At 71.2% G+C, this 26,200-nt stretch carries 22 protein-coding genes; 9 read left to right on the top strand and 13 right to left on the bottom strand.

Translation table 11 applies throughout. The features are described 5' to 3' along the window. Positions 1-103 precede the first annotated feature (103 nt). Positions 104-559, top strand: coding sequence for a hypothetical protein (locus ACFVS9_RS02265; protein ID WP_383116787.1), 456 nt, complete (start codon positions 104-106; stop codon positions 557-559). Between the two features lie 307 nt (positions 560-866). Here the strand turns inward: ACFVS9_RS02265 and ACFVS9_RS02270 are convergent, their stop codons facing one another. Together ACFVS9_RS02270 and mgrA are read right to left on the bottom strand one after the other, a co-directional pair. Then, positions 867-2,045, bottom strand: a complete 1,179-nt coding sequence (locus ACFVS9_RS02270; protein WP_389929549.1) for a winged helix DNA-binding domain-containing protein — start codon at positions 2,043-2,045, stop codon at positions 867-869. A 322-nt stretch (positions 2,046-2,367) separates the two neighbouring features. After that, positions 2,368-3,405, bottom strand: coding sequence for an L-glyceraldehyde 3-phosphate reductase (gene mgrA, locus ACFVS9_RS02275; RefSeq protein WP_383116789.1), 1,038 nt, complete (start codon positions 3,403-3,405; stop codon positions 2,368-2,370). Positions 3,406-3,612: 207 nt separating this feature from the next. Here mgrA and ACFVS9_RS02280 point away from each other — a divergent pair, with 207 nt between their 5' ends. The 4 genes from ACFVS9_RS02280 to ACFVS9_RS02295 all read left to right on the top strand — a co-directional run bounded on the left by ACFVS9_RS02280 (position 3,613) and on the right by ACFVS9_RS02295 (position 8,662). Further along, entirely contained in the window at positions 3,613-4,374 is a 762-nt protein-coding gene (locus tag ACFVS9_RS02280; RefSeq protein WP_383116790.1) for an isoprenyl transferase, read from the top strand. Positions 4,375-4,722: 348 nt separating this feature from the next. Next, on the top strand, positions 4,723-6,045 hold the full coding sequence (locus tag ACFVS9_RS02285; RefSeq protein ID WP_383116791.1) for a PhoH family protein: 1,323 nt from the start codon (positions 4,723-4,725) through the stop codon (positions 6,043-6,045). 389 nt (positions 6,046-6,434) lie between these two features. Further along, the gene (locus ACFVS9_RS02290; RefSeq protein ID WP_383116792.1) at positions 6,435-7,142 is read left to right on the top strand and encodes a lytic transglycosylase domain-containing protein; all 708 of its coding nucleotides are present in this window, start codon (positions 6,435-6,437) and stop codon (positions 7,140-7,142) included. A 131-nt stretch (positions 7,143-7,273) separates the two neighbouring features. After that, positions 7,274-8,662: an AI-2E family transporter gene (locus tag ACFVS9_RS02295; RefSeq protein ID WP_389929551.1), complete on the top strand. Its 1,389-nt coding sequence runs from the start codon at positions 7,274-7,276 to the stop codon at positions 8,660-8,662. Positions 8,663-8,738: 76 nt separating this feature from the next. Here the strand turns inward: ACFVS9_RS02295 and ACFVS9_RS02300 are convergent, their stop codons facing one another. Together ACFVS9_RS02300 and ACFVS9_RS02305 are read right to left on the bottom strand one after the other, a co-directional pair. Then, positions 8,739-9,275, bottom strand: a complete 537-nt coding sequence (locus ACFVS9_RS02300; protein ID WP_033297974.1) for an alkyl hydroperoxide reductase — start codon at positions 9,273-9,275, stop codon at positions 8,739-8,741. Between the two features lie 12 nt (positions 9,276-9,287). Further along, a complete protein-coding gene (locus ACFVS9_RS02305) occupies positions 9,288-9,842 on the bottom strand; it encodes a peroxiredoxin (protein ID WP_018100933.1) in 555 nt (184 codons plus the stop codon). A gap of 132 nt (positions 9,843-9,974) precedes the next feature. On the opposite strand from ACFVS9_RS02305, the gene ACFVS9_RS02310 reads away from it, so the two are divergent. Then, a complete protein-coding gene (locus ACFVS9_RS02310; protein ID WP_383116794.1) occupies positions 9,975-10,934 on the top strand; it encodes a LysR substrate-binding domain-containing protein in 960 nt (319 codons plus the stop codon). Positions 10,935-10,966: 32 nt separating this feature from the next. On the opposite strand, the gene ACFVS9_RS02315 is transcribed toward ACFVS9_RS02310, so the two are convergent. The 5 genes from ACFVS9_RS02315 to ACFVS9_RS02335 form a co-directional block, all read right to left on the bottom strand. After that, the gene (locus ACFVS9_RS02315; protein ID WP_389929554.1) at positions 10,967-13,312 is read right to left on the bottom strand and encodes an ABC transporter permease; all 2,346 of its coding nucleotides are present in this window, start codon (positions 13,310-13,312) and stop codon (positions 10,967-10,969) included. Beyond that, positions 13,309-13,992, bottom strand: coding sequence for an ABC transporter ATP-binding protein (locus tag ACFVS9_RS02320; RefSeq protein ID WP_383116796.1), 684 nt, complete (start codon positions 13,990-13,992; stop codon positions 13,309-13,311). The genes ACFVS9_RS02315 and ACFVS9_RS02320 overlap by 4 nt, the downstream gene beginning before the upstream one ends. Further along, on the bottom strand, positions 13,989-14,513 hold the full coding sequence (locus ACFVS9_RS02325; RefSeq protein ID WP_383116797.1) for a PadR family transcriptional regulator: 525 nt from the start codon (positions 14,511-14,513) through the stop codon (positions 13,989-13,991). Before ACFVS9_RS02325 ends, ACFVS9_RS02320 begins: the two co-directional genes overlap by 4 nt. Positions 14,514-14,610: 97 nt before the next feature. After that, entirely contained in the window at positions 14,611-14,826 is a 216-nt protein-coding gene (locus ACFVS9_RS02330; RefSeq protein ID WP_383116807.1) for a hypothetical protein, read from the bottom strand. Positions 14,827-14,885: 59 nt separating this feature from the next. Continuing rightward, positions 14,886-15,857, bottom strand: coding sequence for an SPFH domain-containing protein (locus ACFVS9_RS02335; RefSeq protein ID WP_383116798.1), 972 nt, complete (start codon positions 15,855-15,857; stop codon positions 14,886-14,888). Positions 15,858-16,080: 223 nt separating this feature from the next. Here ACFVS9_RS02335 and ACFVS9_RS02340 point away from each other — a divergent pair, with 223 nt between their 5' ends. Then, the gene (locus tag ACFVS9_RS02340) at positions 16,081-18,315 is read left to right on the top strand and encodes a transglycosylase domain-containing protein (protein ID WP_383116799.1); all 2,235 of its coding nucleotides are present in this window, start codon (positions 16,081-16,083) and stop codon (positions 18,313-18,315) included. A 134-nt stretch (positions 18,316-18,449) separates the two neighbouring features. Here ACFVS9_RS02340 and ACFVS9_RS02345 read toward each other — a convergent pair whose 3' ends face one another. The 4 genes from ACFVS9_RS02345 to ACFVS9_RS02360 form a co-directional block, all read right to left on the bottom strand. Further along, the gene (locus tag ACFVS9_RS02345; protein ID WP_383116800.1) at positions 18,450-20,375 is read right to left on the bottom strand and encodes a SpoIIE family protein phosphatase; all 1,926 of its coding nucleotides are present in this window, start codon (positions 20,373-20,375) and stop codon (positions 18,450-18,452) included. A 389-nt stretch (positions 20,376-20,764) separates the two neighbouring features. Next, entirely contained in the window at positions 20,765-21,478 is a 714-nt protein-coding gene (locus ACFVS9_RS02350; RefSeq protein WP_383116801.1) for a DUF402 domain-containing protein, read from the bottom strand. A 44-nt stretch (positions 21,479-21,522) separates the two neighbouring features. Next, complete coding sequence (locus tag ACFVS9_RS02355; protein ID WP_389929557.1) at positions 21,523-22,926, bottom strand: class II fumarate hydratase; 1,404 nt, start codon at positions 22,924-22,926, stop codon at positions 21,523-21,525. Positions 22,927-23,123: 197 nt separating this feature from the next. Then, positions 23,124-24,791 (bottom strand): fumarate hydratase, encoded by a 1,668-nt coding sequence (locus tag ACFVS9_RS02360; RefSeq protein ID WP_389929559.1) that lies wholly within the window; start codon positions 24,789-24,791, stop codon positions 23,124-23,126. 189 nt (positions 24,792-24,980) lie between these two features. On the opposite strand from ACFVS9_RS02360, the gene ACFVS9_RS02365 reads away from it, so the two are divergent. Together ACFVS9_RS02365 and ACFVS9_RS02370 are read left to right on the top strand one after the other, a co-directional pair. Then, positions 24,981-25,652 carry a DUF1707 domain-containing protein gene (locus tag ACFVS9_RS02365; RefSeq protein ID WP_383116804.1) on the top strand — a complete coding sequence of 224 codons (672 nt, stop codon included), beginning with the start codon at positions 24,981-24,983 and terminating at the stop codon, positions 25,650-25,652. A gap of 163 nt (positions 25,653-25,815) precedes the next feature. Next, positions 25,816-26,187, top strand: a complete 372-nt coding sequence (locus ACFVS9_RS02370) for a WhiB family transcriptional regulator (protein ID WP_383116805.1) — start codon at positions 25,816-25,818, stop codon at positions 26,185-26,187. Positions 26,188-26,200 lie beyond the last annotated feature (13 nt).

Consider the following 26,200-nt stretch of genomic DNA (forward strand, 5'->3'; position numbering starts at 1 on the left):
AGCGGGCTTCACCGGCCGAGGAGGCAACGGCCCCGGCTGTCCCGCCGTCCTACCCATGAGTGGTGCGACCCTGGTGGTTGAGCGCACAACGAAGGAGCAGGTCATGTCGGTGGGAAGGGAAATGTCCGGCGGAGAGATCAGCCCGCCGGCCGGCCGGCCGCGCAAGGGGAAGGCCGACTGGCTCACGGGTGCGCGGATCACCGCCGTCCATGGCCTGTTCTACCGGCCCGAGGGGCGCGCGGGAGAGCCGGAGGCCGTCGAATTCGTCCTGGAGGACGGGCAGTCGGTCCTGCTGACCTGCGCGTCCGACCGGACCCTGAGCATCACCTCGGGAGCCTGGCCCGGCCTCCCCGACTGGTGTGTCCCCGCCGGCCAGTGGCAGTTCGAGCAGCTGAGCCGGCTGCCGCTCCCTCCGTACGGCGGGGCCTGGACGGTCACCGGCACGCAGGAGCGGCGGGACGAGTACGGAGAGGTGCGCGAGGCCGTGATCCGGTGCGAGAACGGCGACTTCTCCGTCACCGGCGGAGACACGGTCGCGATCCGCTTCCTCCCGCTGTGAACCCGCGGACCCGCTGAACCCGCTCCGGCGGGAGGAGTGTTGCGCCGACGGGTGTCCGGGAGGCGACGAACGTGCCTCCGGGTAGGGGAGTTGGGCCGCACAGCGCGCGCTCGGCCGCTGAACCCTGTGCGCACCACAGGCGTTGAGCCTCCGTACGCACGGAGGCGCAGGGCCCGCGCACGGTCACCGGGGTGCTGGACCATCGGCCGGGGCCGTTGAACCTGCCCACGTTCCGCAGCCGCCGAACCCGCCGGCGCCACGCCCTGCCGTACCCGCCGAGCCTCCGGCGCCGCGCCGCTCCCCGGGGTCAGGCGTGGGCCCCCACGGTCACCTTTCCCACCGTCAGCTCCGGTGCGCCCTCCAGCACCGCCCCCAACCGTTCCACCTGTTCCTCCAGCTCCCGCGTCCGCGCCGCGTCCAGCGGGGCGAGCGGTTCCACGGTCACGGCGATCCGCCTGCCGGAGCGGCGCTGGTGCCACACGCCCGCCACGGTGCCGTCCACCAGCAGCACCGGGAAGTTGCCCGCCTGGCCGCCCGCCAGGGCGCGCTCGTACGCCGCGCCGGGGAAGAGCCGCTCCCGCGGCCGGGAGGCGATCGTGAACGCGTCGAAATAGGGGAGCAGCCGCACACCCCGCGGCGGCTCCGACGGGAAGCGGGTATCGCCCGCCGCCACCCAGGCCGCTCCGCAGTCCTCCAGCGTCACCTCCTCGATCGCGCCCGCCCCCGCCAGGTCCGCGAAGAGCCGCCCGGCCCAGCCGCGCGGCGCCGCCAGCCACCGGGCGAAGTGGGCCGGCGTGGCGGGGCCGTACGCCCGCAGGTAGCGCTCCACGAGCGCGGCCGTCGCCTCCCGGGCGGCCATCGGGACGGTGCCGGGGTTGGTGTACGCCGCCTTCCGGCCCCGGTCCGGCGCGTAGGACAGGGCGCCCCGGTGGCCCGCGAGGTGCAGCACCTGGCGCCAGCGGGGCCACATCCCCTGGAACGCGGGCATCACCAGGTCGCCCGCCCAGGGGCCGGTCCTGGCGACCACCTCGTCCGAGAGCTCGTCGATCGTGAGCTCGGCGCCCGTCAGGGCCTCGGCCACCGCGGCCAGGACCCTCTCGACCTGGTCCGGCGTCATCCGGGCGTCCTTGCGGAACGGGCCGTCGCCCCTCGGTACGGCCGACAGCGCACCGGCCCACATCGGCAGCTGCGCGGCGGGCAGCAGATGCACGGTTCCGCGCGGGCCGAAGGTCTTGACGAGGGTCCGGCCGGTCCACAGCGCCGTACGCACATCTGTGCGCGTCGCCCCCGGCGTCCGGAGCCCCGCGGAGTACTCCGCGGCGGACAGCACCTGCGCGTGCGCCCCGAGCATCGCGGCGACGGCGCCGGTCACGTCAGGGGCGGTGCGGGCCGGGGTCGGCGCGCCATCGGAGAGAAACTGCCGGTCCAGGCGCCGGGCGTTCGCCCGGGACCAGCTCACGGTCGTGCCGCGCGCTCGTGTCGTCATGGGCCGGACGGTAGGCCCCCTACAGGACAGCGCCTGTCCTGCACGGCCCTCTTCCGGGCCCGCGCGGGACGGCGGAGATATGCCCGCTGCGCAGTCCAATGAATTCGGAGAGTAATTATTCGGTGGCGTGGCACCCAGCATCACTTACGAAGGGTTATGGTGGAAACCCCCCCTCGGGCCGGTCCGTAACCCCCCCCACGGACCGGCCCGTTTTTTTGTGCCCGGACGTGATTCCGGATGTGCGGCCCGCGTGAAGGACCGGTGCGGGCCCTGTGTCGGGCCCCCGGGAGGGACACGATCCGGCGTCCGGGAGGCCCCCGCGTCAGCCCCGGTTGGCCCAGATGTTGGTGCTCGCGGTGTCCACGGCGAAGGTGTCGATCTCCTTCAGCTCGTCCGCGGTCAGCGCCGGTGCGGCGAGCGCGGCCACGTTCTCCTCCAGCTGCTTCACGCTCGACGCGCCGATCAGGGCCGAGGTCATCCGGCTGTCGCGCAGGACCCAGTTCAGCGCGAGCTGGGCGAGGGACTGCCCCCGGGCCCGCGCGATGTCGTTCAGCCCCCGCAGCCGGCGCACCATCTCGTCGGACAGCAGATCCGGGTCCAGGGACTTGCCCTGGCTGGCCCGCGAACCCTCGGGGATGCCCGCCAGGTACTTGCCGGTGAGCAGCCCCTGGGCGAGCGGGGCGAAGGAGATGCAGCCCATCCCGGCGCTCTCCAGCGTGTCGAGCAGCCCGTCGGCCTCCACCCAGCGGTTGACCATCGAGTAGGACGGCTGGTGGATCAGGGCGGGCACGCCCATCTCCCCGAGGATCCGCGCCGCCTCTGCGGTCTGCTCCGCGTTGTAGGAGGACACGCCCGCGTACAGCGCCTTCCCCCGGGTGACGGCGGAGGCGAGGGCGCCCATCGTCTCCTCCAGCGGGGTGGCCGGGTCGAAACGGTGGGAGTAGAAGATGTCGACGTGGTCCAGGCCCGTCCGCCGCAGCGAGGCGTCGAGCGAGGACAGCAGGTACTTGCGGGAGCCCCACTCCCCGTACGGGCCGGGGTGCATCCGGTAGCCCGCCTTCGTGGAGACGATGATCTCGTCCCGGTAGGGGGCGAAGTCCTGCTGGAAGATCTTGCCGAAGTTCAGCTCCGCGGAGCCGGGCGGCGGGCCGTAGTTGTTGGCCAGGTCGAAGTGGGTCACCCCGAGATCGAAGGCGCGGCGCAGGATCGCCCGCTGGGAACCGAGGGCGCGGTCGTCGCCGAAGTTGTGCCAGAGGCCGAGCGAGACGGCGGGCAGCCTGAGCCCGCTGCGGCCCGTCCGGCGGTACTCCATGGTGTCGTAACGCGAAGCGTCGGCGAGGTAGGTAAGGGAATCAGTCACGTTTCACTCCTTATCACGGAGTTGTGACGCACCGGGTTGGGCCCCCGTGACCCGTCCGCAGTAATGTGGCGTCTTCGGGACATGCCGATCCGCGGCGCGGGAGCGCGGTGCGCGGACCGCACGGTGATCCCCCGGGGGTCGGCCCCGGACCCCCGGTGAGGGGGAGGGCGGGCTGCGGGCCCGTACGGAACCGAGAGGGTGAACTCAGTGAACTTGCGTGACCTGGTGTACAGGCTCTACGCACGCCGGGTGGGAGGCCGCCTGGATCACGATCAGGTACCCAAGCACATCGGAGTCATCCTCGACGGCAACCGGCGATGGGCGAAGGCGTCCGGCGGTTCGGCCGTGCAGGGGCACCAGGCCGGGGCGGACAAGATCTCGGAGCTGCTCGGCTGGTGCAGCGAGACCGACGTCGAGGTCGTCACCCTCTGGCTCCTGTCCACCGACAACTTCGACCGGCCGGAGGCGGAGCTCATCCCGCTGCTCGGCATCATCGAGAACACCGTGCGCCAGCTGGCGTCCGACGGGCGCTGGCGCGTCCACCACGTCGGCACGCTCGACCTCCTGCCCGCCAGGACCCAGATCGTCCTCAAGGAGGCGCAGGAGGCCACGGCGGACGTCGACGGGATAATCGTCAACGTGGCCGTCGGCTACGGCGGGCGCCAGGAGATCGCCGACGCGGTCCGCTCCCTCCTCCTGGAGCACTCCTCCCGGGGCACGACCTTCGAGGAGCTCGCCGAGGTCGTCTCCACGGACCTGATCTCCGAGCACCTCTACACCCGCGGACAGCCCGACCCGGACCTCGTGATCCGCACCAGCGGGGAGCAGCGGCTGTCGGGCTTCATGCTCTGGCAGAGCGCCCATTCGGAGTACTACTTCTGCGAGGTCTTCTGGCCCGCCTTCCGCAAGGTCGACTTCCTGCGGGCCCTGCGCGACTACGCCGCGCGCCACCGGCGTTACGGGGCCTGAGCGGCGCGGTCCGCCCGCCGGACGGCCGGGGGCCGGGAGCGGATGCCGGGGGGCCGGTCAGGCGGACCTTGTCGCAGGCCGGGGCATGGCTTCGCGCGTTCGAGGGAATACAGCTCTCAGGTCGACGTCCGGTCAGTAACCGGGCGGACGTCGCAGCCAAGTGAGCGGCACCCAGCCCGCTCGCCCGGGAGGCCCTTTGCACACGAAGGACCGCACACCGTGCGGCCGACGCGGAGGGCCGGTGTTCGGCCCGCGCACGGGGTCCGAACCCGGTCCGTCCTCTCCCTTCGGGAAGTTCCGCGACGTCCGTCGCACTCCCCGACCTCGTCCGAGGGGGTACGTCCTTCCGTGGTGACCAGCACTAAGCGCCGCATGCCCGACAGGCGCACCTACGTTCTCGACACCAGCGTCCTGCTGGCCGACCCCAAAGCCATGACCCGGTTCGACGAGCACGAGGTCGTTCTGCCGATCGTCGTGGTCACGGAGCTGGAGGCCAAAAGGCACCACCCCGAGCTCGGATACTTCGCCCGGCAGGCCCTGCGCCTCCTGGACGACTTCCGCGTCCGGTACGGCCGGCTGGACGCCCCGATCCCGCTCGGGGATCTGGGCGGGTCGCTCCGTGTCGAGCTCAACCATTCCGACCCCGGCGTCCTGCCCGCCGGCTACCGGTTGGGGGACAACGACTCACGGATCCTCGCGGTCGCGCGCAACCTCCAGGCCGAGGGGTACGACGTCACGGTCGTCTCCAAGGACCTGCCGCTCCGGATCAAGGCGTCCTCGGTCGGTCTGCTGGCGGAGGAGTACCGCGCCGAGCTGGCCGTCACGGACTCCGGCTGGACCGGCATGGCCGAACTCTCCCTGGCCGCGGAACAGGTCGACCTGCTGTTCGGCGAGGAGAGCCTGTACATCCCCGAGGCCTCCGAGTACCCGGTGCACACGGGCCTGGTCCTCCAGTCCGAGCGCGGCAAGGCGCTCGGCAGGGTCACGGCCGAGGGCAACGTACGCCTCGTACGCGGCGACCGGGAGGCCTTCGGGATCCACGGCCGCAGCGCCGAGCAGCGCATCGCGCTCGACCTGCTCCTCGACCCGGACGTCGGCATCGTGTCCATGGGCGGCCGGGCGGGCACCGGCAAGTCGGCCCTCGCGCTCTGCGCGGGCCTGGAGGCCGTGCTGGAGCGCAGACAGCACAAGAAGGTGATGGTCTTCCGGCCGCTGTACGCGGTCGGCGGGCAGGAGCTCGGCTATCTCCCCGGCAGCGAGGCCGAGAAGATGAGCCCCTGGGCGCAGGCCGTCTTCGACACGCTGTCGGCCGTCGCCGGCCGCGAGGTCATCGAGGAGGTGCTGGGACGCGGCATGCTCGAGGTCCTGCCGCTCACCCACATCAGGGGCCGCTCGCTCCACGACGCCTTCGTGATCGTGGACGAGGCGCAGTCCCTGGAACGGAACGTCCTGCTGACCGTTCTGTCCCGTATCGGGGCGAATTCCCGGGTGGTGCTCACGCACGACGTGGCGCAGCGGGACAACCTCAGGGTCGGCCGGTACGACGGAGTCGTCGCCGTGGTCGAGAAACTGAAGGGGCATCCGCTCTTCGCGCACATCACGCTCACCCGGTCCGAGCGCTCGCAGATCGCCGCGCTGGTGACCGAAATGCTGGAGGACGGGCACATCTGACCCTGAACGCACCATAGATGCCGCCCGGCGAGCCAAGGAGCTTAGCCGGGCGGCATCGTGCTGCGCCGTCATTTCCGCGAAAGTCCTGCGCCAAACGGGGTGTGAGCTTTCCCACGCAACACAGAATTGCAACACGCCGTGTCCTTCCGGCAGAGTCTTGCTTCCGTCAGGCCCCGCATACGGCACTTGGGCACCTCCGAAGGCGCCCCGCACCACACAACTCAACAATCGCCGTCCGTATGCCGCCCGCGAGCACCACGCGGCGCTCCCGAGAGGGAGTCGCCCACCGGGCCCGTGCCTCCCGTGACCCATGCAGTAGGGAGGCCAGTGTCAAGGGCACGATTGCGCCCGCGAGGTCACCTAAGCGGGCGATGCTGGAAGGACACCGTGTGAGCCGGATCTCGGTCCGGGGGTTCGCCGTGGCATCAGCCACCGCGGTCACCACCGTAGGCGCCGTCGTAGGCGTTGCGTCGGGCAGCACCCCCGCTGTCGACGACAACAACTTCGAGGCGGCCGCAGCCGACACCACGCTGCTCGCAGACATCCCCGCGGGCCAGCAGGCCCAGGTGCAGACCGCTTCGCTGACGCAGCAGGCCGACGCCCAGGCGTCCGCGGCCGACGCGGCGGCGAAGAAGTCCGCCGAGGAGACGGCCCGCATCCAGGCCGCCAAGGACGCCAAGTCGAAGAAGCAGGCGGCCGAGGACAAGCTGGAGGCGGAGCGCGAGGCCAAGGAGAAGAAGGAGGCCGAGCGCGCGAGCCGGTCCGCCGTCCGCGACGCCTCGTCCTTCTCGGCCCAGGGCTCCTACTCGGTGGCCGAAGTGCAGGCGATGGCCCGGCAGATGGTTCCCGCCGACCAGTTCCAGTGCTTCAGCAACATCGTGAACCACGAGTCGACCTGGAACTACCGCGCGAGCAACCCCTCCTCCGGGGCGTACGGCCTCGTGCAGGCGCTGCCCGGCTCCAAGATGTCGTCCGCCGGTGCCGACTGGCAGACCAACCCGGCCACCCAGATCAAGTGGGGCCTCAGCTACATGGACGGCCGTTACGGCAGCCCGTGCGGAGCCTGGTCGTTCTGGCAGGCCAACAACTGGTACTAGGAGCCCCGCGAGGTTCCGCGCTCAACTCCGAGATGCCCCGCACCGTCCTACGGTGCGGGGCATCTCGCGTGTACGGTCGTCCGGACAGCTCCGGGGGCGTGCGTGGAGCGTATGGGGGAAGGAAAAATTCCATGTCAAAACTTCCGGGGTGGCTCGGCCGGCTGGGCACCGAACTCACCGAGATCGGGGCGCGCCTGGAAGAACGCCGCGCCGAGGACGAGCGCCGCGACGAGGTGGACGCCGCGAGCGTCTCCTCGTCCACGCTCTCCACCGTCGCGGCCGAACAGGTGCCGCCCCCGCCCGCCTACGCCCCCACCGTCGCCGCCAGGCCCGATCCGGTCGCCGCGATCCCGTGGGGAATGCGCGTCGCGGCCGAGGCGGGCTGGCGGCTGCTGGTCCTGGCGGGCACGCTCTGGGTCCTCATGCGCGTCATCAGCGCCATCCAGCTGGTCGTCCTGGCCTTCGTCGCCGCCCTGCTGGTGACGGCGCTGCTCCAGCCGACCGTCGTACGCCTCAGGCGCCTCGGGCTGCCGCGCGGGCTCGCCACCGCGGTCACCGCCGTGCTCGGCTTCGTCATCATGGGCCTGGTCGGCTGGTTCGTGGTGTGGCAGGTCATGGACAACCTGGACACGCTGTCCGACCGGGTCCGTGACGGTATCGACGAGCTGAAGCGCTGGCTCCTGGACAGCCCGTTCCACGTCACCGAGTCGCAGATCAACGACATCGCGAAGAACCTCAGCGACACCATCGGCACCAACACCGAGGAGATCACCTCCGCCGGGCTCCAGGGCGTCACCGTGATGGTGGAGGTCCTCACCGGACTGCTGCTGGCGATGTTCTCGACCCTCTTCCTGCTGTACGACGGGAAGCGGATCTGGGAGTGGGTGCTCAAGCTCGTGCCGTCCCAGGCACGGCCGGGCGTCGCGGGCGCCGGGCCGCGCGCCTGGCGGACGCTGACCGCCTATGTGCGGGGCACGGTGATCGTGGCCCTGATCGACGCCATCTTCATCGGGCTGGGGATCTACTTCCTCGACGTGCCGATGGCGGTCCCGCTCGCCGTCTTCATCTTCCTCTTCGCCTTCATCCCGCTGGTCGGCGCCGTGGTCTCCGGGGCCCTCGCCGTGGTCGTCGCCCTGGTCACCCAGGGGGTGTTCACCGCGCTGATGGTGCTGATCGTGGTGCTCGCCGTGCAGCAGATCGAGGGCCACATCCTTCAGCCCTTCATCCTCGGCCGCGCCGTGCGCGTCCACCCGCTGGCCGTGGTGCTCTCGGTCGCCGCCGGCGGCATGATCGCCGGTATCGGCGGTGCGGTCGTCGCCGTGCCCCTGGTGGCGGTGACCAACACGGTCGTCGGCTACCTGCGTTCGTACGGACAGGACCCGGCCGTGCTCCAGGGGCCGGGGCCGCACGGCGCGACCGCGCTCTCCACCCTGCCTCCGGCGCAGCCGCCGGGACCCGCCGCCGCGGAGGAGCCGGGCGACGAGGCGGACCCCGGCCCGTCGGACGAGCGGAAGCGGTAGCACCGGGACACGGAAGAAGGGCCCCTCCGACGGTCGGTCGTCGACGGGGCCCTTCCGGTACCAAGGTACTGCGGGTTCACTGCTCGGCGAGCACGGCCTCGGATTCGAGGGTCACGCCGACCGCCTGGATCACCGAAGCGATCTTGACGGCTTCCTGGATGGTCTCACGGTCGACGCCGGCCTTGCGCAGCACCTGCTCGTGCGAGTCCAGGCACTGGCCGCAGCCGTTGATCGCGGAGACGGCGAGCGACCACAGCTCGAAGTCGACCTTCTCCACGCCCGGCTTGCCGATGACGTTCATCCGCAGGCCCGCACGGAGGTTGCCGTACTCGGGGTCCGACAGCAGGTGCCGGGTGCGGTAGAACACGTTGTTCATCGCCATGATGGCCGCGGCCGACTTCGCCGCGGTGTACGCCTCGGCGGAGAGGTTGGCCTTGGCCTCCGGCTCCAGCTCGCGCAGCACCTTCGGCGAGCGCGAGGCGATCGCGCAGGCGAGGACCGTGCCCCAGAGCTGCTGCTGGGGGAGCTCGCTGTTGCCGATGACCGAACCGAGGTTCAGCTTCAGGTCCTTGGCGAAGTCCGGTATGGCGGACTTCAGTTCGTCGAGTGCCATGTCCGTATCAGCTCACTCGCCGGAGAGGAGGGCGACCGGGTCGAGGGTGTTCTCGCCCTTGGTCCAGTTGCAGGGGCACAGCTCGTCGGTCTGCAGGGCGTCGAGGACCCGCAGGACCTCCTTGGGGTTACGGCCCACGGAACCGGCGGTCACCATCGTGAACTGGATCTCGTTGTTCTGGTCGACGATGAAGACGGCGCGCTGGGCGAAGCCGTCCTCGCCCTCGATGCCGAGGTCACGCATGAGCTCGTGCTTCGAGTCGGCCAGCATCGGGAAGGGCAGGTCGGTCAGGTCCGGGTGGTCCTTGCGCCAGGCGTGGTGCACGAACTCGGAGTCACCGGAGAAGCCGAGGATCTGCGCGTCACGGTCGGCGAACTCGTCGTTCAGCTTGCCGAAGGCGGCGATCTCGGTGGGGCACACGAAGGTGAAGTCCTTCGGCCACGCGAAGACGATCTTCCACTGACCCTCGTAGGTCTTGTGGTTGATCTGCTCGAACTCCTTGCCGCTCTCCAGCGACACGCAAGCGGTCAGGTCGAACTCGGGGAACTTGTCACCGACAGTGAGCACGCGCACTCCTTGCTGCGTAGGAAATCCCCTTTTGAGGGCGTTCCTGGGGGTTGGACAGTCCCCACCTTGGCACAGAGTGCATTGATCACGGAAATAGCTACACTCGGTCGCGATGATCGGAGGTGCCTATCAGTGGCGTATGTAAATCAGGCCAACAGGGTCAAGCAGCCCAGCCTCTCGCAGCTGCGCGCCTTCGCGGCCGTGGCGGAGCATCTGCACTTCAGGGACGCGGCGGCAGCAATCGGCATGAGTCAGCCGGCGCTCTCCGGGGCGGTGTCCGCGCTGGAGGTGGCACTGGGTGTCCAGCTCATCGAGCGTACGACCCGCAGGGTGCTGCTCACCCCCGCGGGTGAACGCCTCGCGGTGCGGAGCCGGGCGGTGCTGGAGGCTCTCGGCGAGCTGATGGAGGAGGCCGAGGCGGTGCGCGCGCCGTTCACCGGCGTACTCCGGCTCGGTGTGATCCCGACGGTCGCGCCGTATCTGCTGCCGGCCGTGCTCAGGCTGGTGCGGGAGCGCTACCCGGAGCTGGACCTCCAGGTGCACGAGGAGCAGACCTCCTCGCTGCTGGACGGGCTGGCGGCCGGGCGGCTGGACCTGCTGCTGCTCGCCGTGCCGCTCGGTGTGCCGGGTGTCACGGAGCTGCCGCTGTTCGACGAGGACTTCGTGCTGGTCATGGAGAAGGGGCACGGCCTGGCCGGCCGGACCGGCCTGCCGCGCGAGGCCCTGCGCGACCTGCCGCTGCTGCTCCTCGACGAGGGGCACTGCCTGCGCGACCAGGCCCTGGACGTCTGCCGCGAGGCGGGGCGCACCGAGGGGGCGCCGGTCACGACGACCGCGGCCGGGCTCTCCACGCTGGTGCAGCTCGTCGCCGGCGGGCTCGGGGTGACCCTGCTGCCGCGTACGGCGGTGACGGTGGAGACCGGGCGGAACGGGGCCCTGGCCACCGGGTACTTCACGGACCCGGCACCCTCGCGGCGGGTGGCGCTGGCGGTGCGCGCCGGCTCGGCGCGGCACGAGGAGTTCGAGGAACTGGCCGCCGCGCTGCGCGGTGCGATGGCGGCGCTCCCCGTACGGATACCCGGCGAGGGGTGAGCGCGCCCCCCGGCGCGCCCACCCCTCGGTCCTCACTCCGTACGCAGGCCGTCCGGGCGCATCAGGCGCCACAGCAGCGGCAGCGAGAGCAGGGTCACGGCCACGATGAGGGCCCCGCCCGCACCCGCCATCGGCAGGAACAGCCACCACTGGGTCACGGTCTTGCCCAGCAGCCAGGTCATCACGGCGCCGAGCCCGAGGCCGCCGACGATGGCGACCAGGAGACCGATGACCACCGGAAGCGCGGTCTGCCAGAGCACCGACCAGCCCAGGGTGACGCGCTTGGTGCCGAAGGCGACCAGCACCGACAGCAGCCGCTTGCGCTCCCGGAGCTGCTCCAGCTGGGAGATCAGCATGGACGCGGCGATCAGCATCAGGGTGGCCGCCGCGCCGAGCGCCAGCCCCGTCTGCACGCTGGCGTACTGGCGGTCGCGCGCCACGGAGGTCAGGGTGGCGACCCGCATACCGGGGTCGATCCTGGCCGCCGTGTTCCGAACGTACTCGGCGACGTCCTTCACACCCCCGTCGACCTTGATCTGCGCGATGGTCTGCGCGCTGGGCAGGGTGCGCGGGTCGATGGCACCGACCGTCGCCATGATGCCCCAGCGCTCCTCGCCCATCGGGTCCTTGGCGGCGGTGACCGTACGGGCGTCGGCGGGCAGGATCCAGTGGACGGACTCCTTGCCCTTCGCCTCGCCCTCGATGCCGTACACGGGGTTCAGCTCGACGGGCTTGCCCTTGCGCGCCGTCTCGTCGACCCAGTCGCTCAACTCCTTGTCGTCGCTCGGGTGGACGACGAAGACGTCGCCCTCCGCGCAGGAGGTGATCCGGGCGAGCTCCTTCAGGGTGGCGCAGTCGCCGATGCTGAGGGAGGTGGTGGGGGTGACCTCGTCGTCCCCGAAGGTTCCCGGCCTGGTCACGTACGTCTCGACGACGCCGATCACCTTCTCCACCCCCTTGGTGGACCGGAACTCCTCGATGGTGTGGGCGGCCGCGTCCCCGCCGACCTTCTCGGAGAAGGTGTGGAACTGGGCACGCGAGGTGTCCTGCCCCGTCACCTTGTCGAACTCGTCCCCCACGGCGGCGAACAGCATCTGAAGGGCCACCGCTCCGGCGACCGCCACGGTGATGCCGCTGACCGCGCGGGACGCCGCACCGCTGTTCAGCTGGAGCCGGCGGACCGCCAGATGCCAGGGCAGCGGACCGCCGTGCAGCCGGTTGACGCACGCGTCGACCAGCCAGGGCAGCAGCAGCGCGAGCCCGAACAGGACCAGCACGGCGCCGGCCGCGATCGGGTACGGGTTGACGGGGCTGAACTCGTCCACCTTGCCCGTCGTTCCCAGCACGGCCAGTCCCGCGACGGGCATCAGCAGGCGCCACCACAGACGGCGCCGGCCGCCACGGGTGTTGCGCATGACGCCCAGCGGCTCGACCGCCACCGAACGCATGGCGACGAGCGTCACGAGGACGGCGGACAGCGGGACCGCCACGGCGACGAGCGCCGCGAGCCACAGGGCCGGTGTCAGGTCGGACGGGAAGGCGCTGTGGTTCCACAGTTCGAGGTGGCCGATGAACCTGCGGCCCACGAGGAAGAACACCAGCCCGACCAGCAGCCCCAGGAGCGAGCCGAACAGCGCCTCGCCGGCCGCGATCCGGCGGGTCATCCGGATGTCGGTGCCCACCAGGCGAAGGGCGGCGAGCCGGCGGTCGCGGCGGTCGCCGCCGAACCGCACGGCCGTGGCGATGAAGATCGCCACAGGCGCCAGCAGCACCACGCAGATCATGATCACGAGGACGATCAGGACGGGTGTGAGCGGCTCTTCCGGGGTCTTGTAGCCGTACCCGGCCAGCCGGTGCGCCCCGGCGGCGGGGGTCAGCGAGTCGCTGCCCGCGTAGAAGTACAGCTCTCCCGGTGAGAGCAGGCCCGCGTCGCCGATCGTCGCGGTGATCCGGTACGGCAGCCTCTCCTTGAGGAGTGCGCCCTCGGGCGAGTCCAGCAGTTCACGGAGAGCGGGTGAGGCGGCCATCTCGCCCGGTGCGGGGAAGGCCTTGACCCCGGGCGGGAGGACGGGGGTGCTCCCCTCCGCGCGCATCAGGTAGCCCTCGACGGTGAGGCCCCGGTACTCCGTCTCCCCGCTGACGCGCAGGACCGTGCTGTCCGACTTCGCCACCTCCACGTCACGCGAGGTGGAGACCTCGCCCCGCTCCTGGTTGCGGACGGAGCGCTGCTCCAGCAGGTGCGGCACGGACGAGGCGGTGAGCAGCAGCGCCACTCCCAGCCCCACGCCGATGGCGGTGAGCGCGGTGCGCGCCCAGCCCTCGCGTCCGCCGCCGGCCGCGAAGCGTATGCCGAGGCCGAGGTCACGCAGCCAGGTCATACGGACTCCAGGTCACGGCAACGCCCGTCACGCACGACGATGTCGCGGTCCGAGTACGCGGCCACACGCGCCTCGTGGGTCACGAGCACGACGGCCGTGCCCGCTGTCCTGGCGGACTCGGTGAGCAGCTGCATGACCCGCTCGCCGTTGAGGGAGTCCAGGGCCCCCGTCGGCTCGTCGGCGAAGACGACCTTGGGGGAGGCGACCAGGGCGCGGGCCACGGCCACGCGCTGGCCCTGACCGCCCGACACCTCGCCGGGACGCTGGGCGGCGATGTTGTCGACCTCCAGGCGCGCCATCCACTCCAGGGCGGTGCGTTCGGCCTCCTTGCGCTTGACGCCGTTGAGGCGCAGGGGCAGGGCGACGTTCTCCACACTGGTCAGCTCGGGGACGAGCTGGCCGAACTGGAAGACGAAGCCGAAGTCGGTGCGGCGCAGGGCGCTGCGCTCACCGTCGGACATGGCGGACAGTTCGCGGCCGCCGTAGGTGACGGTGCCCGCGTCGGGGGTGATGATCCCGGCGAGGCAGTGCAGCAGGGTCGACTTGCCGGAGCCGGAGGGGCCCATGACGGCGACGACCTCGCCGGCGTGCACGGAGAACGTCGCCCCGTCGAGTGCGGGGGTCGAGCCGTAGGTCTGGTGGAGGTCGTGGGCGGCGAGCAGGGAGCCGTCGGGGGTCACGGGGCCACCACCTCGGCGAGCCGGCCGAGTCGCGCGGAGGTCAGTTCCAGCCAGCGCAGATCGGCTTCGAGATGGAAGAGGGCGTGGTCGCAGATCAGCTGGTCGGCCAGGTCGCCCTGGCGCTTGCGGTCGGTGAGGATGCGCATCAGGCGCAGGTGTTCGGAACGCTGGGAGTCCAGGAGGTCGGCCGCGTCGCGGCCGGTGAGCAGGGCCAGGACGACCTTCGTGTAGAGGGTCGACTGGAGGTAGGGCTCCGGCTTCTCCGGCTGCGCGAGCCAGGTGGCGACGTCGGTGATGCCCGCGTCGGTGATGGCGTAGCGCTTGCGCTCCGGGCCGCCGTCCGTCTCGACGCCGTCGACCTCGACGAGTCCGTTCTTCAGCAGGCGGGACATGGTCGCGTAGACCTGTCCGTAGTGCAGGGGGCGATCGTGCCCGAACTTCTCGTCGAAGGCGCGCTTGAGATCGTAACCATGGCGTGGGCCGGACTCCAGGAGCCCGAGGAGGGTGTGACCGATTGACATGCCAGGCACTCTACACGGTGTGTATACCTACTGTGTATACGGGTCCTGGGGCATGCGGAACGCGGAGGTGGGAGCCATGCTCCCACCTCCGCGCGGGTCACTCCGTACGGTCGCCCGGTCCCGGCGGCTCCTGCGGCGGGGCCTTCGGGGGCCGTCCCCTGCGGGGGATCGGAGCCGCGCCGCCCGGGAGCCGGCCCGCCTCCGCCAGGGCCCGGCGCAGCAGGAACTCGATCTGGGCGTTCGCGCTGCGCAGCTCGTCCGAGGCCCAGCGGGCCAGTGCGTCGTGCACCGCGGGATCCAGCCGCAGCAGCATCTGCTTGCGGACGGGGCCGCGCCGGGGTGCCCGGCCGGGGGGAGGGGCCGCGTCGTCGGTCACTGGTAGAGCGTGCCCGTGTTCAGGACCGGCTGCGCCGCCCGGTCGCCGCACAGGACCACCATCAGGTTGCTGACCATGGCGGCCTTGCGCTCGGAGTCGAGCTCGACGATGTCCTGCTCCGCGATCCGGGTCAGCGCCATCTCGACCATGCCCACCGCGCCCTCGACGATCTGCTGGCGGGCGGCGACGACCGCCCCCGCCTGCTGCCGCTGGAGCATCGCCGAGGCGATCTCGGGGGCGTACGCGAGGTGGCTGAAACGGGACTCGATGATGCGTACGCCCGCCGCCCGCACCCGTGCGGTCAGCTCGACCGCGAGCTTCTCGGTGATCTCCTCGGCGTTGCCCCGCAGGGAGAGCCCGCCCTCCTCGTGGGCGTCGTACGGGTACTCGATGGCGATGTGCCGGACGGCCGCCTCGGTCTGGGTCGAGACGAACTCCCGGAAGTCGTCCACCTCGAAGAGCGCCTGCGCCGTGTCCTCGACCTTCCAGACCACGATCGCCGCGAGCTCGATCGGGTTGCCGTAGGCGTCGTTGACCTTCAGGACGGCCGTCTCGTGGTTGCGGACCCGGGTGGAGATCTTGCGGCTGGACGTCAGCGGGTTGATCCAGCGCAGACCGTCGGCGCGGATCGTGCCGACGTACCGGCCGAAGAGCTGGATGACCCGGGCCTCGCCCGGAGCGACCATCTTCACACCGCTCATGCAGAAGAAGGAGGCGATGACGAGGAGCAGCCCGAGGATGAAGAGCGGGACGCCGGCGCCGTTGTGGCCGTTCGAGCCGAGGACGCCGCCGACGATGGCCAGGCCCACGCCGAGGAACACCCCCAGGACGGTCAGCAGGAGCCCGAGGCCACCCGGGATGGAGTGGGCGGTCGTCTCCCTGACCTGGGGCGCGGGCATCTCGGGAGCGTCCGGCGTCAGGTCGGCGCCGGGGCCGTTCGTGCCTGGGAGGTCGTGCGGTGCGGACATGGGTCCCCCGTTTCGTGCGGCAGGGCGCCGCGCTATCAATGTGATTACACATTAACGCGTTTCGCAACCTTGTGCACTCCTGGCGAGTCGGTTCCTTCAGAGGCGGGTGCTGATTCTCACGTCCGGAAAAGGCCGGATCGCTTGCCATTTGTCCAGGCTTTCGGTGTTAGCTGGCAGGTCTGACCGGAGCGGTTACGAGCAGAAGAACGGGAGCACCACAGCGATGGGTCGAGCGGATGCGCGGCGAGCCCAGGGGCGGGAAGCCCGCGGGGCCAAGGGCGGTGGCATACGCCGGCTGTTCACCTGGCGGAAGCTCCTGGGAACGGCCTTCGGGCTGTGCCTGCTCGGCATGGGAGCCTTCGCGGCGCTCTACGTGTACGTCGACGTGCCGGAGGCCAACGCCCAGGCCGAGAAGCAGAGCAACGTCTACAAGTACAGCGACGGAACGCTCCTGGCCCGCAGCAACTCCGAGGTCAACCGGGAGATAGTCGACCTCGGCGTCGTACCGAAGAGCGTCCAGCACGCCTTCGTCGCCGCCGAGAACAAGTCCTTCTACCGGGACCAGGGCGTCGACCTCAAGGGCACCGCGCGCGGGGTGTTCAACACGCTCTCCGGCAAGGGCAAGCAGGGCGGATCCACGATCACCCAGCAGTACGTGAAGAACTACTACCTCACGCAGGACCAGACGGTCACCCGCAAGCTCAGGGAGCTGGTCATCTCCCTCAAGGTCGACCAGCGGATGAAGAAGGACGACATCCTCGCCGGGTACCTCAACACCGTGTACTACGGACGCGGCGCGAGCGGCATCCAGGCCGCGGCGCAGGCCTACTACGGCGTCGACGCCAAGGACCTCGACACCGCCCAGGGCGCCTACCTCGCGGCCCTGCTCCAGGCCCCCAGCCAGTACGACTGGGCGAACGCCACGCCCACCGGCAAGAAGCTCGTCAAGCAGCGCTGGGCCTACACGCTGGACAACATGGTCGGCGAGGGCTGGCTCGACCGGGCCGAGCGCGACAAGCTGACCTTCCCCGTCCCCCAGTCCCCCAAGGCCGCTCCCGGCATGGAGGGGCAGACCGGCTACCTCGTCGAGGCCGCGAACGACGAGATGAAGCGGCAGGGCGTCACCGAGGAGATGCTGGACGCCGGCGGCTGGACGATCACCCTCAACATCGACAAGAAGCGGCAGAAGCAGCTGGAGAAGTCGGTCGACCGGCAGCTGGAGAGCCAGCTCGACCGCAAGGGCAACAAGGTCGACGCGACCGTCCAGGCCGGCGCCACCTCCGTGGACCCGAAGACCGGCAAGGTCGTCGCGCTGTACGGAGGCGTCGGAGCCACCGAGCACTGGCTCGACAACGCCACCCGCCAGGACTACCAGCCGGCCTCCACCTTCAAGCCGCTGGTCCTCGCCTCCGCGCTGGAGAACGGGTCGACCACCCAGGGCGGCGACCGGATCGGCCTGAACACCGTCTACGACGGCACCAGCAAGCGCCCGGTCGTCGGCAGCGACACCCCGTTCGCCCCCCAGAACGAGGACGACCTCAGCTACGACAGCCCGACCGTCCGGAAGGCGATGGACAAGTCGATCAACTCCGTCTTCGCGCAGATGGTCGTCGACGTCACCCCGAGCGCCGTGAAGAAGACCGCGCTCGACCTGGGCGTACCGGACAAGAACTTCCCCGAGCGGCCCGCCATCACCCTCGGCACCATGAACGCCTCGACCTGGGACATGGCCGGGGTGTACGCCACGCTGGCCAACCACGGCAAGAAGGTCACCCCGACCATCGTCGGGTCCGCCGTGCACCGTGACCGCACCATGGAGCCCGTCGACGGCATCGGCGACCAGGTGATCAGCCGGGCGTCCGCCGACACCGTGACGAAGGCGCTGACCGAGGTCGTCGACATCGGCTCCGGCCGCGAGGCCAACACCTCCGCCTACGACGCCGCGGGCAAGACGGGTACCTCCGAGAACAACAAGGCCGCCTGGTTCACGGCCTACACCCCGGAACTCACCACGGCCGTGGCCCTCTTCGGCGAGTCCACCAAGGAGGGCGGCGGCCAGGTCAGCCTCACCGGCACCGCCAACTCCGGCCGCGCCAACGGCGGCGGATTCCCCGCCAAGATCTGGGCCGACTACACCCTGGGCGCCCTCGGGGGCGGTTCGGACGCCACCTTCGACCTCCAGGGGGTCGAACGGGGCGAGACCACCGTGACCAAGAGCCCCTCGGCCACCCCGTCCGAGACCACGACGCCGTCCCGGACGCCGAGCGCGCCGACCACGACGCCCTCCGGGTCGCCGAGCACGACACCCACCGAGGAGCCTCCGCCCTCCGGGACGCCGAGCGAGACCACTCCCACCTGGACCCCGAGCGGAAGTCCCAGCGCCACGAAGGATCCCGGGGACGGCGGGGAACAGCCGCCGGGCGAACGGCCCGGCAGCGACACCCTGCTGGGTCAGTAGCGACAACACACGAGGGGCGGGTGCCGGCCGGCACCCGCCCCTCACACGCGTCATCCGCCGGCCCTGTCCGGGCCGCCCCTACCGGTCGGCACCGTCCGGGAGACGGGTCCGGTCCGGCCGGGCCGCGCGGCGACCTACGGGGTGGCCATCTCGAACCAGACCACCTTGCCCGTGGACAGCCGGGTCGCACCCCACCGCCGGGCCAGCCGGTTGACCAGGAACAGCCCGCGCCCGCCCTCGTCCGTCTCCCGGGCGCGCCGCTGCCGGGGCAGCTGCGGGGCGTCGTCGCCGACCTCGCACCGCAGGATGTCCGTACGCAGCAGCCGCAGCGTCACCGGACGCTCCGCGTACCGCACGGCATTCGTCACCACCTCGCTGACCAGCAGCTCCACCTCGTCCGAGAGGTCGTCCAGCCCCCATCGGCTCAGCGCCCTGCGGGCCAGCCTGCGGGCCCGGCCGGGCGCCGCGTCCTCGGGTTCCAGGAACCAGTACGCGACATCACTCGGCGCGATCCCGTCGAACCGGGCCGCCAGCAGGGCGATGTCGTCGTCCCGGTCACCGGGTCCGAGCATGTCCAGCACGTCGTCGCAGAGCGCTTCCAGCGGCGGCGAGTGGTCCGGCCCGGTCAGCTGGGCGGTGGCGGCCAGCCGCTCCCGCAGAATCTCGATGCCCGTCCAGACGTCCCGCAACCGGGACTCCACCAGACCGTCCGTGTACAGCAGCAGCGTGGCCCCGGCCGGCGCGTCCAGCTCCACGGCCTCGAAGTCGACCCCGCCCACACCGATCGGCGCACCCGGCGGTACCCGCAGCACCTCGGCCCGGCCGCCCAGGTGGAGCAGCACGGGCGGCGGGTGACCGGCGTTGGCGATGGTGATGCGGTGGGCGACCGGGTCGTACACCGCGTACAGGCAGGTCGCCATGCGGTCGCTGCCGAGCCGCTGCGCCTGCTCGTCCAGATGGTGCAGGACCTCCTGCGGAGGCAGGTCGAGACCGGCCAGGGTCTGCGCGGTGGTGCGCAGCTGGCCCATGATCGCCGCGGACGTCATGGAGTGCCCCATCACGTCACCGACGACCAGGGCGACCCTGCTGCCGGGCAACGGGATCGCGTCGTACCAGTCACCGCCGACCCGGGCGGTCTCCGCGGCCGGGAGGTAGCGCGAGGCCAGGCGGACCCCGGTGGGCTGCGGCAGCGAGTCGGGCAGCATCGTGCGCTGGAGCTCGTCGGCGATGTACGCCTCACGGCCGTACAGCATGGCCTTGTCGATGCCGAGCGCCGTGTGCGTGGCCAGCTGGGCCGCGACCAGCAGGTCGTCGGCCTCGAACGGCGGTCGCTCCGTGCCGCGCAGGAAGACGGCGGCACCGATCACCCGGCGGCGGCCGCGCAGCGGAGCCAGGATCGCGCGGTGCCCGGTCGGCACGGTCCGGCCGGCCCCCAGCAGCTCCGGCAGGGCGACACGGGCCGCCGCGGAGTCCCCGAAGACGGGCCGCACCCCGCGCAGCACCTCGGCGAGCGCACCGCCCGCCTGGATCTCGCACAGCTCGGCGGCGGGCAGCAGCCCGGCCTGCGCGTCGGTGACGGGCAGCCGCAGCCGCTCGCCCTCCGGCCCGCTCTCGCCGCCCTCCTCGTCGGCCAGCCGCAGCCTGTCGGTGCGGCGCAGCCTCAGCACGAAGGGGTGGACCGGCCGCTCGTCGCCCACCGGGAGCGGGTCGCGGAGGTAGACGAGTATGGCGTCGGAGAACGTCGGCACGCTCGCCCGGCACAGACCCAGCACGATCTCGTCCAGGTCTATGCCCCGGGCGATCCGGCGGGTCGCCGCGCCGACGAAGCGCAGCCGGTCCCCCTCACGGCGGGTCAGCGTCTGGGTGTCGGCGACCGGTGCGCCGGGCACCTGATGCGGTACGCCGTCGGGCACCGCCGTGTTCGGCACGGGGGAGGGGCCGGGGATCGCGGCGGTGGCGGCCGCGCCCGGTGGGGCCTCCGGCTGCCGGGGCCGGGCGCGTTCCTGCTGCCGGGCGGCGAGAGGCTGCCGGCCTTCGTGGGAGGTGGGATGCTCCGTCACGCGTGGGATTCCGTCCGTCCGGGCCGGTTGTATGCGGCAGTCACAGTCACCTCGGGGGGTTGCGCCACTGTGCCCCGGCAAGAGCGGTGAGAACAACGGCTGTCACCGGATGCCCTCGGAAAAGGGGCCGAAACCGTGTGCCCGGCAAGAGGGCCGGTATGAGGTCTTCCGGTGGCCGGGCAGCGCACTGCGAGCACGTCTCCACCCCCTCCGGTGGTTCGTGCGATCCCACGGTTCGTCCGGCTCGGTGGGCCGTGCGACTCGTGCGACGCTTTCGGTGACTGGTGGTCAGGCCCAGGACCGGTCACGCCGGTTGTCGTGCGTCGGTCCGGCGGAGCGGTTCGTGGGAGACGATCCTACGTTCGCCCCCCTGGGGTGCCTCAAGGGTCTCACGACGGTGTCCGGGCGGGGGTGCTGTCCCAGTCATCAGGCAGCGGGGGCACCGGCCACCGGGGGTCCGGACGCCAGTGCTCCCAGCCGTCGCTGAACGGCGCGCCCCAGCGCTGGATCACCTCGACGGCCGCCGCCCCCGCCTCGCGTACCCGCAGCGCAGTGGTCTCGTCCATCAGCCCGACCCGCTGCGCCTGGGCGAACTCGTCCTCGTCGAGCCACTCCCAGCTGTGGTCGGGTCGCACGGAGATGTCGAGGAAGTGGTCCTGCGAATCGACTCCGCCCGCCCAGCGTGAGCGGGGCTCCTCGAGGTTGACGTACCAGTTGCGGAAGAGCCAGCCGCGGTCCCAGAACAGCCAGACCGACCAGGGGTCGCCGGGCCGGGCGAGCTTGAGCACGCCCGAGCCGAACCACCGGGAGCGCACCGTGGTGCGCGGGCGGGTGTAGCGGGTGGCGAGCGGCTCGGCGTGCACCTGGGTGCCGTCGGCGAGGACCGGTCTCACGCACTCGGTGCCGGACGCCATCCAGACCGCCAGCAGATCGTCGGTGTCCTGGACGACCGTGACCGGCCGGCAGATGTGGACCGTCTGGCCGCCGCCGGGCTCCCCGTTGGCCCGGTAGCGCCAGAGGATCCGGTCTCCCGGCGACCAGCGCACACCGTCCCCCGCACCGGCCCCGGTGCCCGCTCCCGTACCCGCTTCCGTCGCTGTCATGAAGAGATCTTAGGGACGCGCCCGCCGGCACGGTGCGATACGCGTCACGGCCGGGTCATGCGCAGCACGTCCAGGGCCTCGTCGAGCTGCTCCGCCGTCAGGTCGCCGCGCTCGACGTACCCCCCGGCCAGGACGGTCTCCCGGATGGTGGTGCCCTCGGCCAGGGACCGCTTGACGACCTTCGCCGCCTCCTCGTAACCGATGTACCTGTTCAGCGGGGTGACGACCGACGGCGAGGACTCCGCGTACCGCCGCGCCCGTTCGACGTCGGCGGTGATGCCGTCGACCGTGCGGTCGGCGAGCAGCCGGGAGGCGCCGGCGAGCAGCCGGACCGACTCCAGCAGGTTCTTGGCGATCACCGGGAGCATCACGTTGAGCTCGAAGTTGCCCGCCGCCCCCGCCGCGGCGACCGTGGCGTCGTTGCCCGTCACCTGGGCGGCGACCATCAGCACGGCCTCCGGGATGACCGGGTTGACCTTGCCCGGCATGATCGACGACCCGGGCTGGAGGTCGGGGAGGCTGATCTCGGCGAGCCCGGTCCGGGGGCCGGAGGCCATCCAGCGCAGGTCGTTGCAGATCTTGGTGAGCGAGACGGCGACGGTACGCAGCTGGCCCGACGCCTCGACGAGCCCGTCCCGGGCGCCCTGCGCCTCGAAGTGGTTGCGTGCCTCGGTGAGGGGCAGGCCGGTCGTGCGCGCGACCTCCGCGATCACCGCGGCGGAGAAGCCGGGCGGGGTGTTGATCCCGGTGCCCACCGCCGTTCCGCCCAGGGGGAGTTCGGCGAGCCGGGGGAGCGAGGCGCGCAGCCGCTCGACGCCGTGGCGGATCTGCGCGGCGTAACCGCCGAACTCCTGGCCCAGGGTCACGGGGGTGGCGTCCATCAGGTGCGTACGGCCCGACTTCACGACCTCGGCGAATTCGGCCGATTTCCGCTCCAGGGCCTCGGCGAGGTGTTCGAGTGCCGGGATCAGGTCGCCCGTGACGGCCGCCGTCGCGGCGATGTGGATGGACGACGGGAACACGTCGTTGGAGGACTGGGAGGCGTTGACGTGGTCGTTGGGGTGGACGTCGCGCCCGAGGCGCTCGGTGGCCAGCGTGGCCACGACCTCGTTGGTGTTCATGTTGGACGACGTGCCGGAACCCGTCTGGAACACGTCCACCGGGAAGTGCTCGTCCCAGCGCCCCGCCGCCACCTCGGCGGCGGCCTCCTGGATCGCGCCCGCGATGTCCGGATCCAGTACCTCCAGCTCGGCGTTGACCTTGGCCGCGGCGGCCTTGATCCGGGCCAGGGCCTCGATGTGGGACCGCTCCAGGCGCTGCCCGGAGACGGGGAAGTTCTCCACCGCGCGCTGTGTCTGGGCACGCCACTTGGCGTGCGCCGGCACCCTCACCTGGCCCATCGAGTCGTGCTCGACGCGGTACGCGCTCTCCTCGGCCGATCCGTCCATGGTGTCCAACCTCCTGATGCAGATGAGCACGTGGCGCGTGCCACGTATTCCCCGGGCGCCCTCCCGGACGCCGTCCGCCAGAAGGTATCCGGAGCGGGACCGCCACCCGCCCGTACGCGGCCGACGGCGCCCCCGGGATACGCCGAGGGGTGCCCGGCCGCCGGCCGGACACCCCTCGTGGACGCGGTGACCGGAGGTCAGCCGAGGCCCGGGCCGCGGACCGGGATGCTGGTGAACGTCGGCGCCGGAGCGGGCTCGGTGAAGAAGTCGTTGCCCTTGTCGTCGACCACGACGAACGCGGGGAAGTCCTCGACCTCGATCCGCCAGACCGCCTCCATGCCGAGCTCCTCGTACTCCAGGACCTCGACCTTCTTGATGCAGTCCTGCGCCAGGCGCGCCGCGGGGCCGCCGATCGAGCCCAGGTAGAAGCCGCCGTGCGCGTCGCACGCGTCCGTGACCTGCTTCGACCGGTTGCCCTTGGCGAGCATCACCTTGGAGCCGCCCGCCGCCTGGAACTGCGCCACGTAACTGTCCATGCGCCCGGCCGTCGTCGGGCCGAAGGAGCCGGAGGCGTAACCCTCCGGGGTCTTCGCCGGGCCCGCGTAGTACACCGGGTGGTCCTTGAGGTACTGCGGCATCTCCTCACCCGCGTCGAGCCGCTCCTTGATCTTGGCGTGCGCGATGTCGCGCGCCACGACGAGCGTGCCGGTCAGCGAGAGCCGGGTCTTGACCGGGTACTTGGTGAGCTCGGCGAGGATCTCGTCCATCGGCCGGCCGAGGTCGATCCGCACCACGTCACCGGACTTCTCCAGGTGCTCGTCGGTGGTGTCCGGGAGGAAGCGCGCCGGGTCCTTCTCCAGCTGCTCCAGGAACACGCCCTCGGCGGTGATCTTCGCGGTCGCCTGGCGGTCGGCCGAGCAGGACACGGCGATGGCGACGGGCAGCGAGGCACCGTGCCGGGGCAGGCGGACCACCCGGACGTCGTGGCAGAAGTACTTGCCGCCGAACTGCGCGCCGATACCGATCTTCTGCGTCAGCTCGAAGACCTTCTGCTCCAGCTCCTCGTCCCGGAAGCCGTGGCCCGTCGGGGAACCCTCGGAGGGGAGCGCGTCCAGGTAGTGCGCGGAGGCGTACTTCGCGGTCTTCAGCGCGAACTCGGCGGACGTACCGCCCACCACGATCGCCAGGTGGTACGGCGGGCAGGCCGCCGTACCCAGCGAACGGATCTTCTCCTCCAGGAACTTCATCATGGAGGCCTCGTTGAGGACGGCCTTCGTCTCCTGGAAGAGGAACGACTTGTTGGCCGAACCGCCGCCCTTCGCCATGAAGAGGAACTTGTACGCGCCGCCGTCGGTGGCGTACAGCTCGATCTGCGCGGGGAGGTTCGAGCCCGTGTTCTTCTCGTCCCACATGGTCAGCGGGGCCATCTGCGAGTAGCGCAGGTTGAGCTCGGTGTACGCGTCGAAGATGCCGTGGGACAGGGCCTCCTCGTCACCGCCCTCGGTGAGCACGTTCTGGCCGCGCTTGCCCATGACGATGGCCGTACCGGTGTCCTGGCACATCGGGAGGACGCCCGCGGCGGCGATGTTCGCGTTCTTCAGGAGGTCCAGCGCGACGAACTTGTCGTTGGACGAGGCCTCGGGGTCGTCCACGATGCGCCGCAGCTGCGCCAGGTGGGCGGGCCGCAGGTAGTGCGAGATGTCGTGCATGGCCTCGGCCGCGAGGGTGCGCAGGGCCTCCGGAGCCACCTTGAGGAACGTACGGCCGTCGGCCTCGAAGGTCGAGACGCCCTCGGCGGTCACCAGCCGGTACGGCGTGGTGTCCTCTCCCAGGGGGAGCAGATCGGAGTACGCAAACTCTGGCATTACGGCCATTCCTCACTCGGTGACAGCGGCTGACCTCCCTCGGGCAGCGCATCCACCAGGGTAGGACCCCGGGGGCTCCGCGGGCCTGTGAGGTAAGGCTCACCCGGGGCGCCCGATCCGCGGGCCGGATTCCGGGCAAGGCCGGTGAGGCACTGGTCGCGATCTATCGCGTTTCGGTAGTCTGGTCCGGTGGACCTCGAAAAGCAGCCCCAGCAGCCCGTCGCTCCGGCCGGTCCCGCGCCCGCCGGAATTCGCGCTTCCGACGCGGACCGCGACCGGATCGCGGACATCCTGCGGGAGGCCGTGGCCGAGGGCCGGCTGACGGCCGAGGAGCATGCCGAGCGGGTCGACCTGGTCTACCGGGCCAAGACCGTCGGTGAACTCGAGCCGCTGGTCCAGGACCTGCCGGCACCGGCCGGCACCTCCCGCCAGGCCGCCTCCGCCTACGGGTACGGCCCCGAGGGCGCGACCGGGCCCGCCGAGAACCTGGTGGCGGTCTTCAGCAGCTCGACGCGCAGGGGCCGTTGGCGCGTCGGCGGGCGTACGAACGCCTTCGCGCTCTTCGGCAGCGTCGAGATCGACCTCACCGAGGCGCTGTTCGGCCAGCGGCTGACGGTCGTCAACGCGACGTCCATCTTCGGCAGCGTCGACATCAAGGTCCCCGAGAACATCTCGCTACGCGGCAGCGGAACGGGCATTTTCGGCAATTTCGAGGTCGACACACTGGAATCCGCAGACCCGGAGGCACCGGTGGTCGTGGTGAACGGCTATTCGGTGTTCGGGAACGTCGAGGCAAAGCCCAAGCGTGGCAAGCTCATCGCCAACCTCCACCGGCAGTTGCGGAAGCACCTCGGCAGCTGAGCCGGACGGCGGGGAGACCGCTCGTTTTCGGCCATTCACCGACGCGGGCTGTCCGCGCGGGGTACCGGGCGGCGCCACGCAGCGCTTAGGCGTGCGTACAGCGGGTAGGGAGTCGGCATCGCCTCTCGCTCACGAAGCCCCAAGCCGTCGTCAGGAGTGGACCGTGCTGCACATGCCGCATCAGCCCCTGCAGGTCGCCGCCGTGCCGTCCCAGCGCACACCCGCGCGGGAGGACCAGGCGGGGCCCTGGCACTCGGAGGCGGTGTGCCGCCGGGACGAAGCCGGGCTGTTCTTCGCCCCGTCGAAGGAGCCGACTGCTGCCCGGCTGTCCCGTGAGGAGGCCGCGAAGCAGGTCTGCGCGAGGTGTCCGGTGATGGTGGAGTGCCGGGAGCACGCGCTCGTACAGCCCGAGCCCTACGGCGTGTGGGGCGGCCTCACCGCCGCCGAGCGCCGCGTGGTGCTCGCCCGGCGCCGCAGGCGCGACATGGAGCTCAAGGCGGCGGCTCCGACGGAACGCATAGCCGCGGCGGGCTGATCCCTCCGGGACG

This window comes from Streptomyces sp. NPDC058008, assembly GCF_042886395.1.
In the GTDB taxonomy this organism is placed as follows: Bacteria; Actinomycetota; Actinomycetes; order Streptomycetales; family Streptomycetaceae; genus Streptomyces.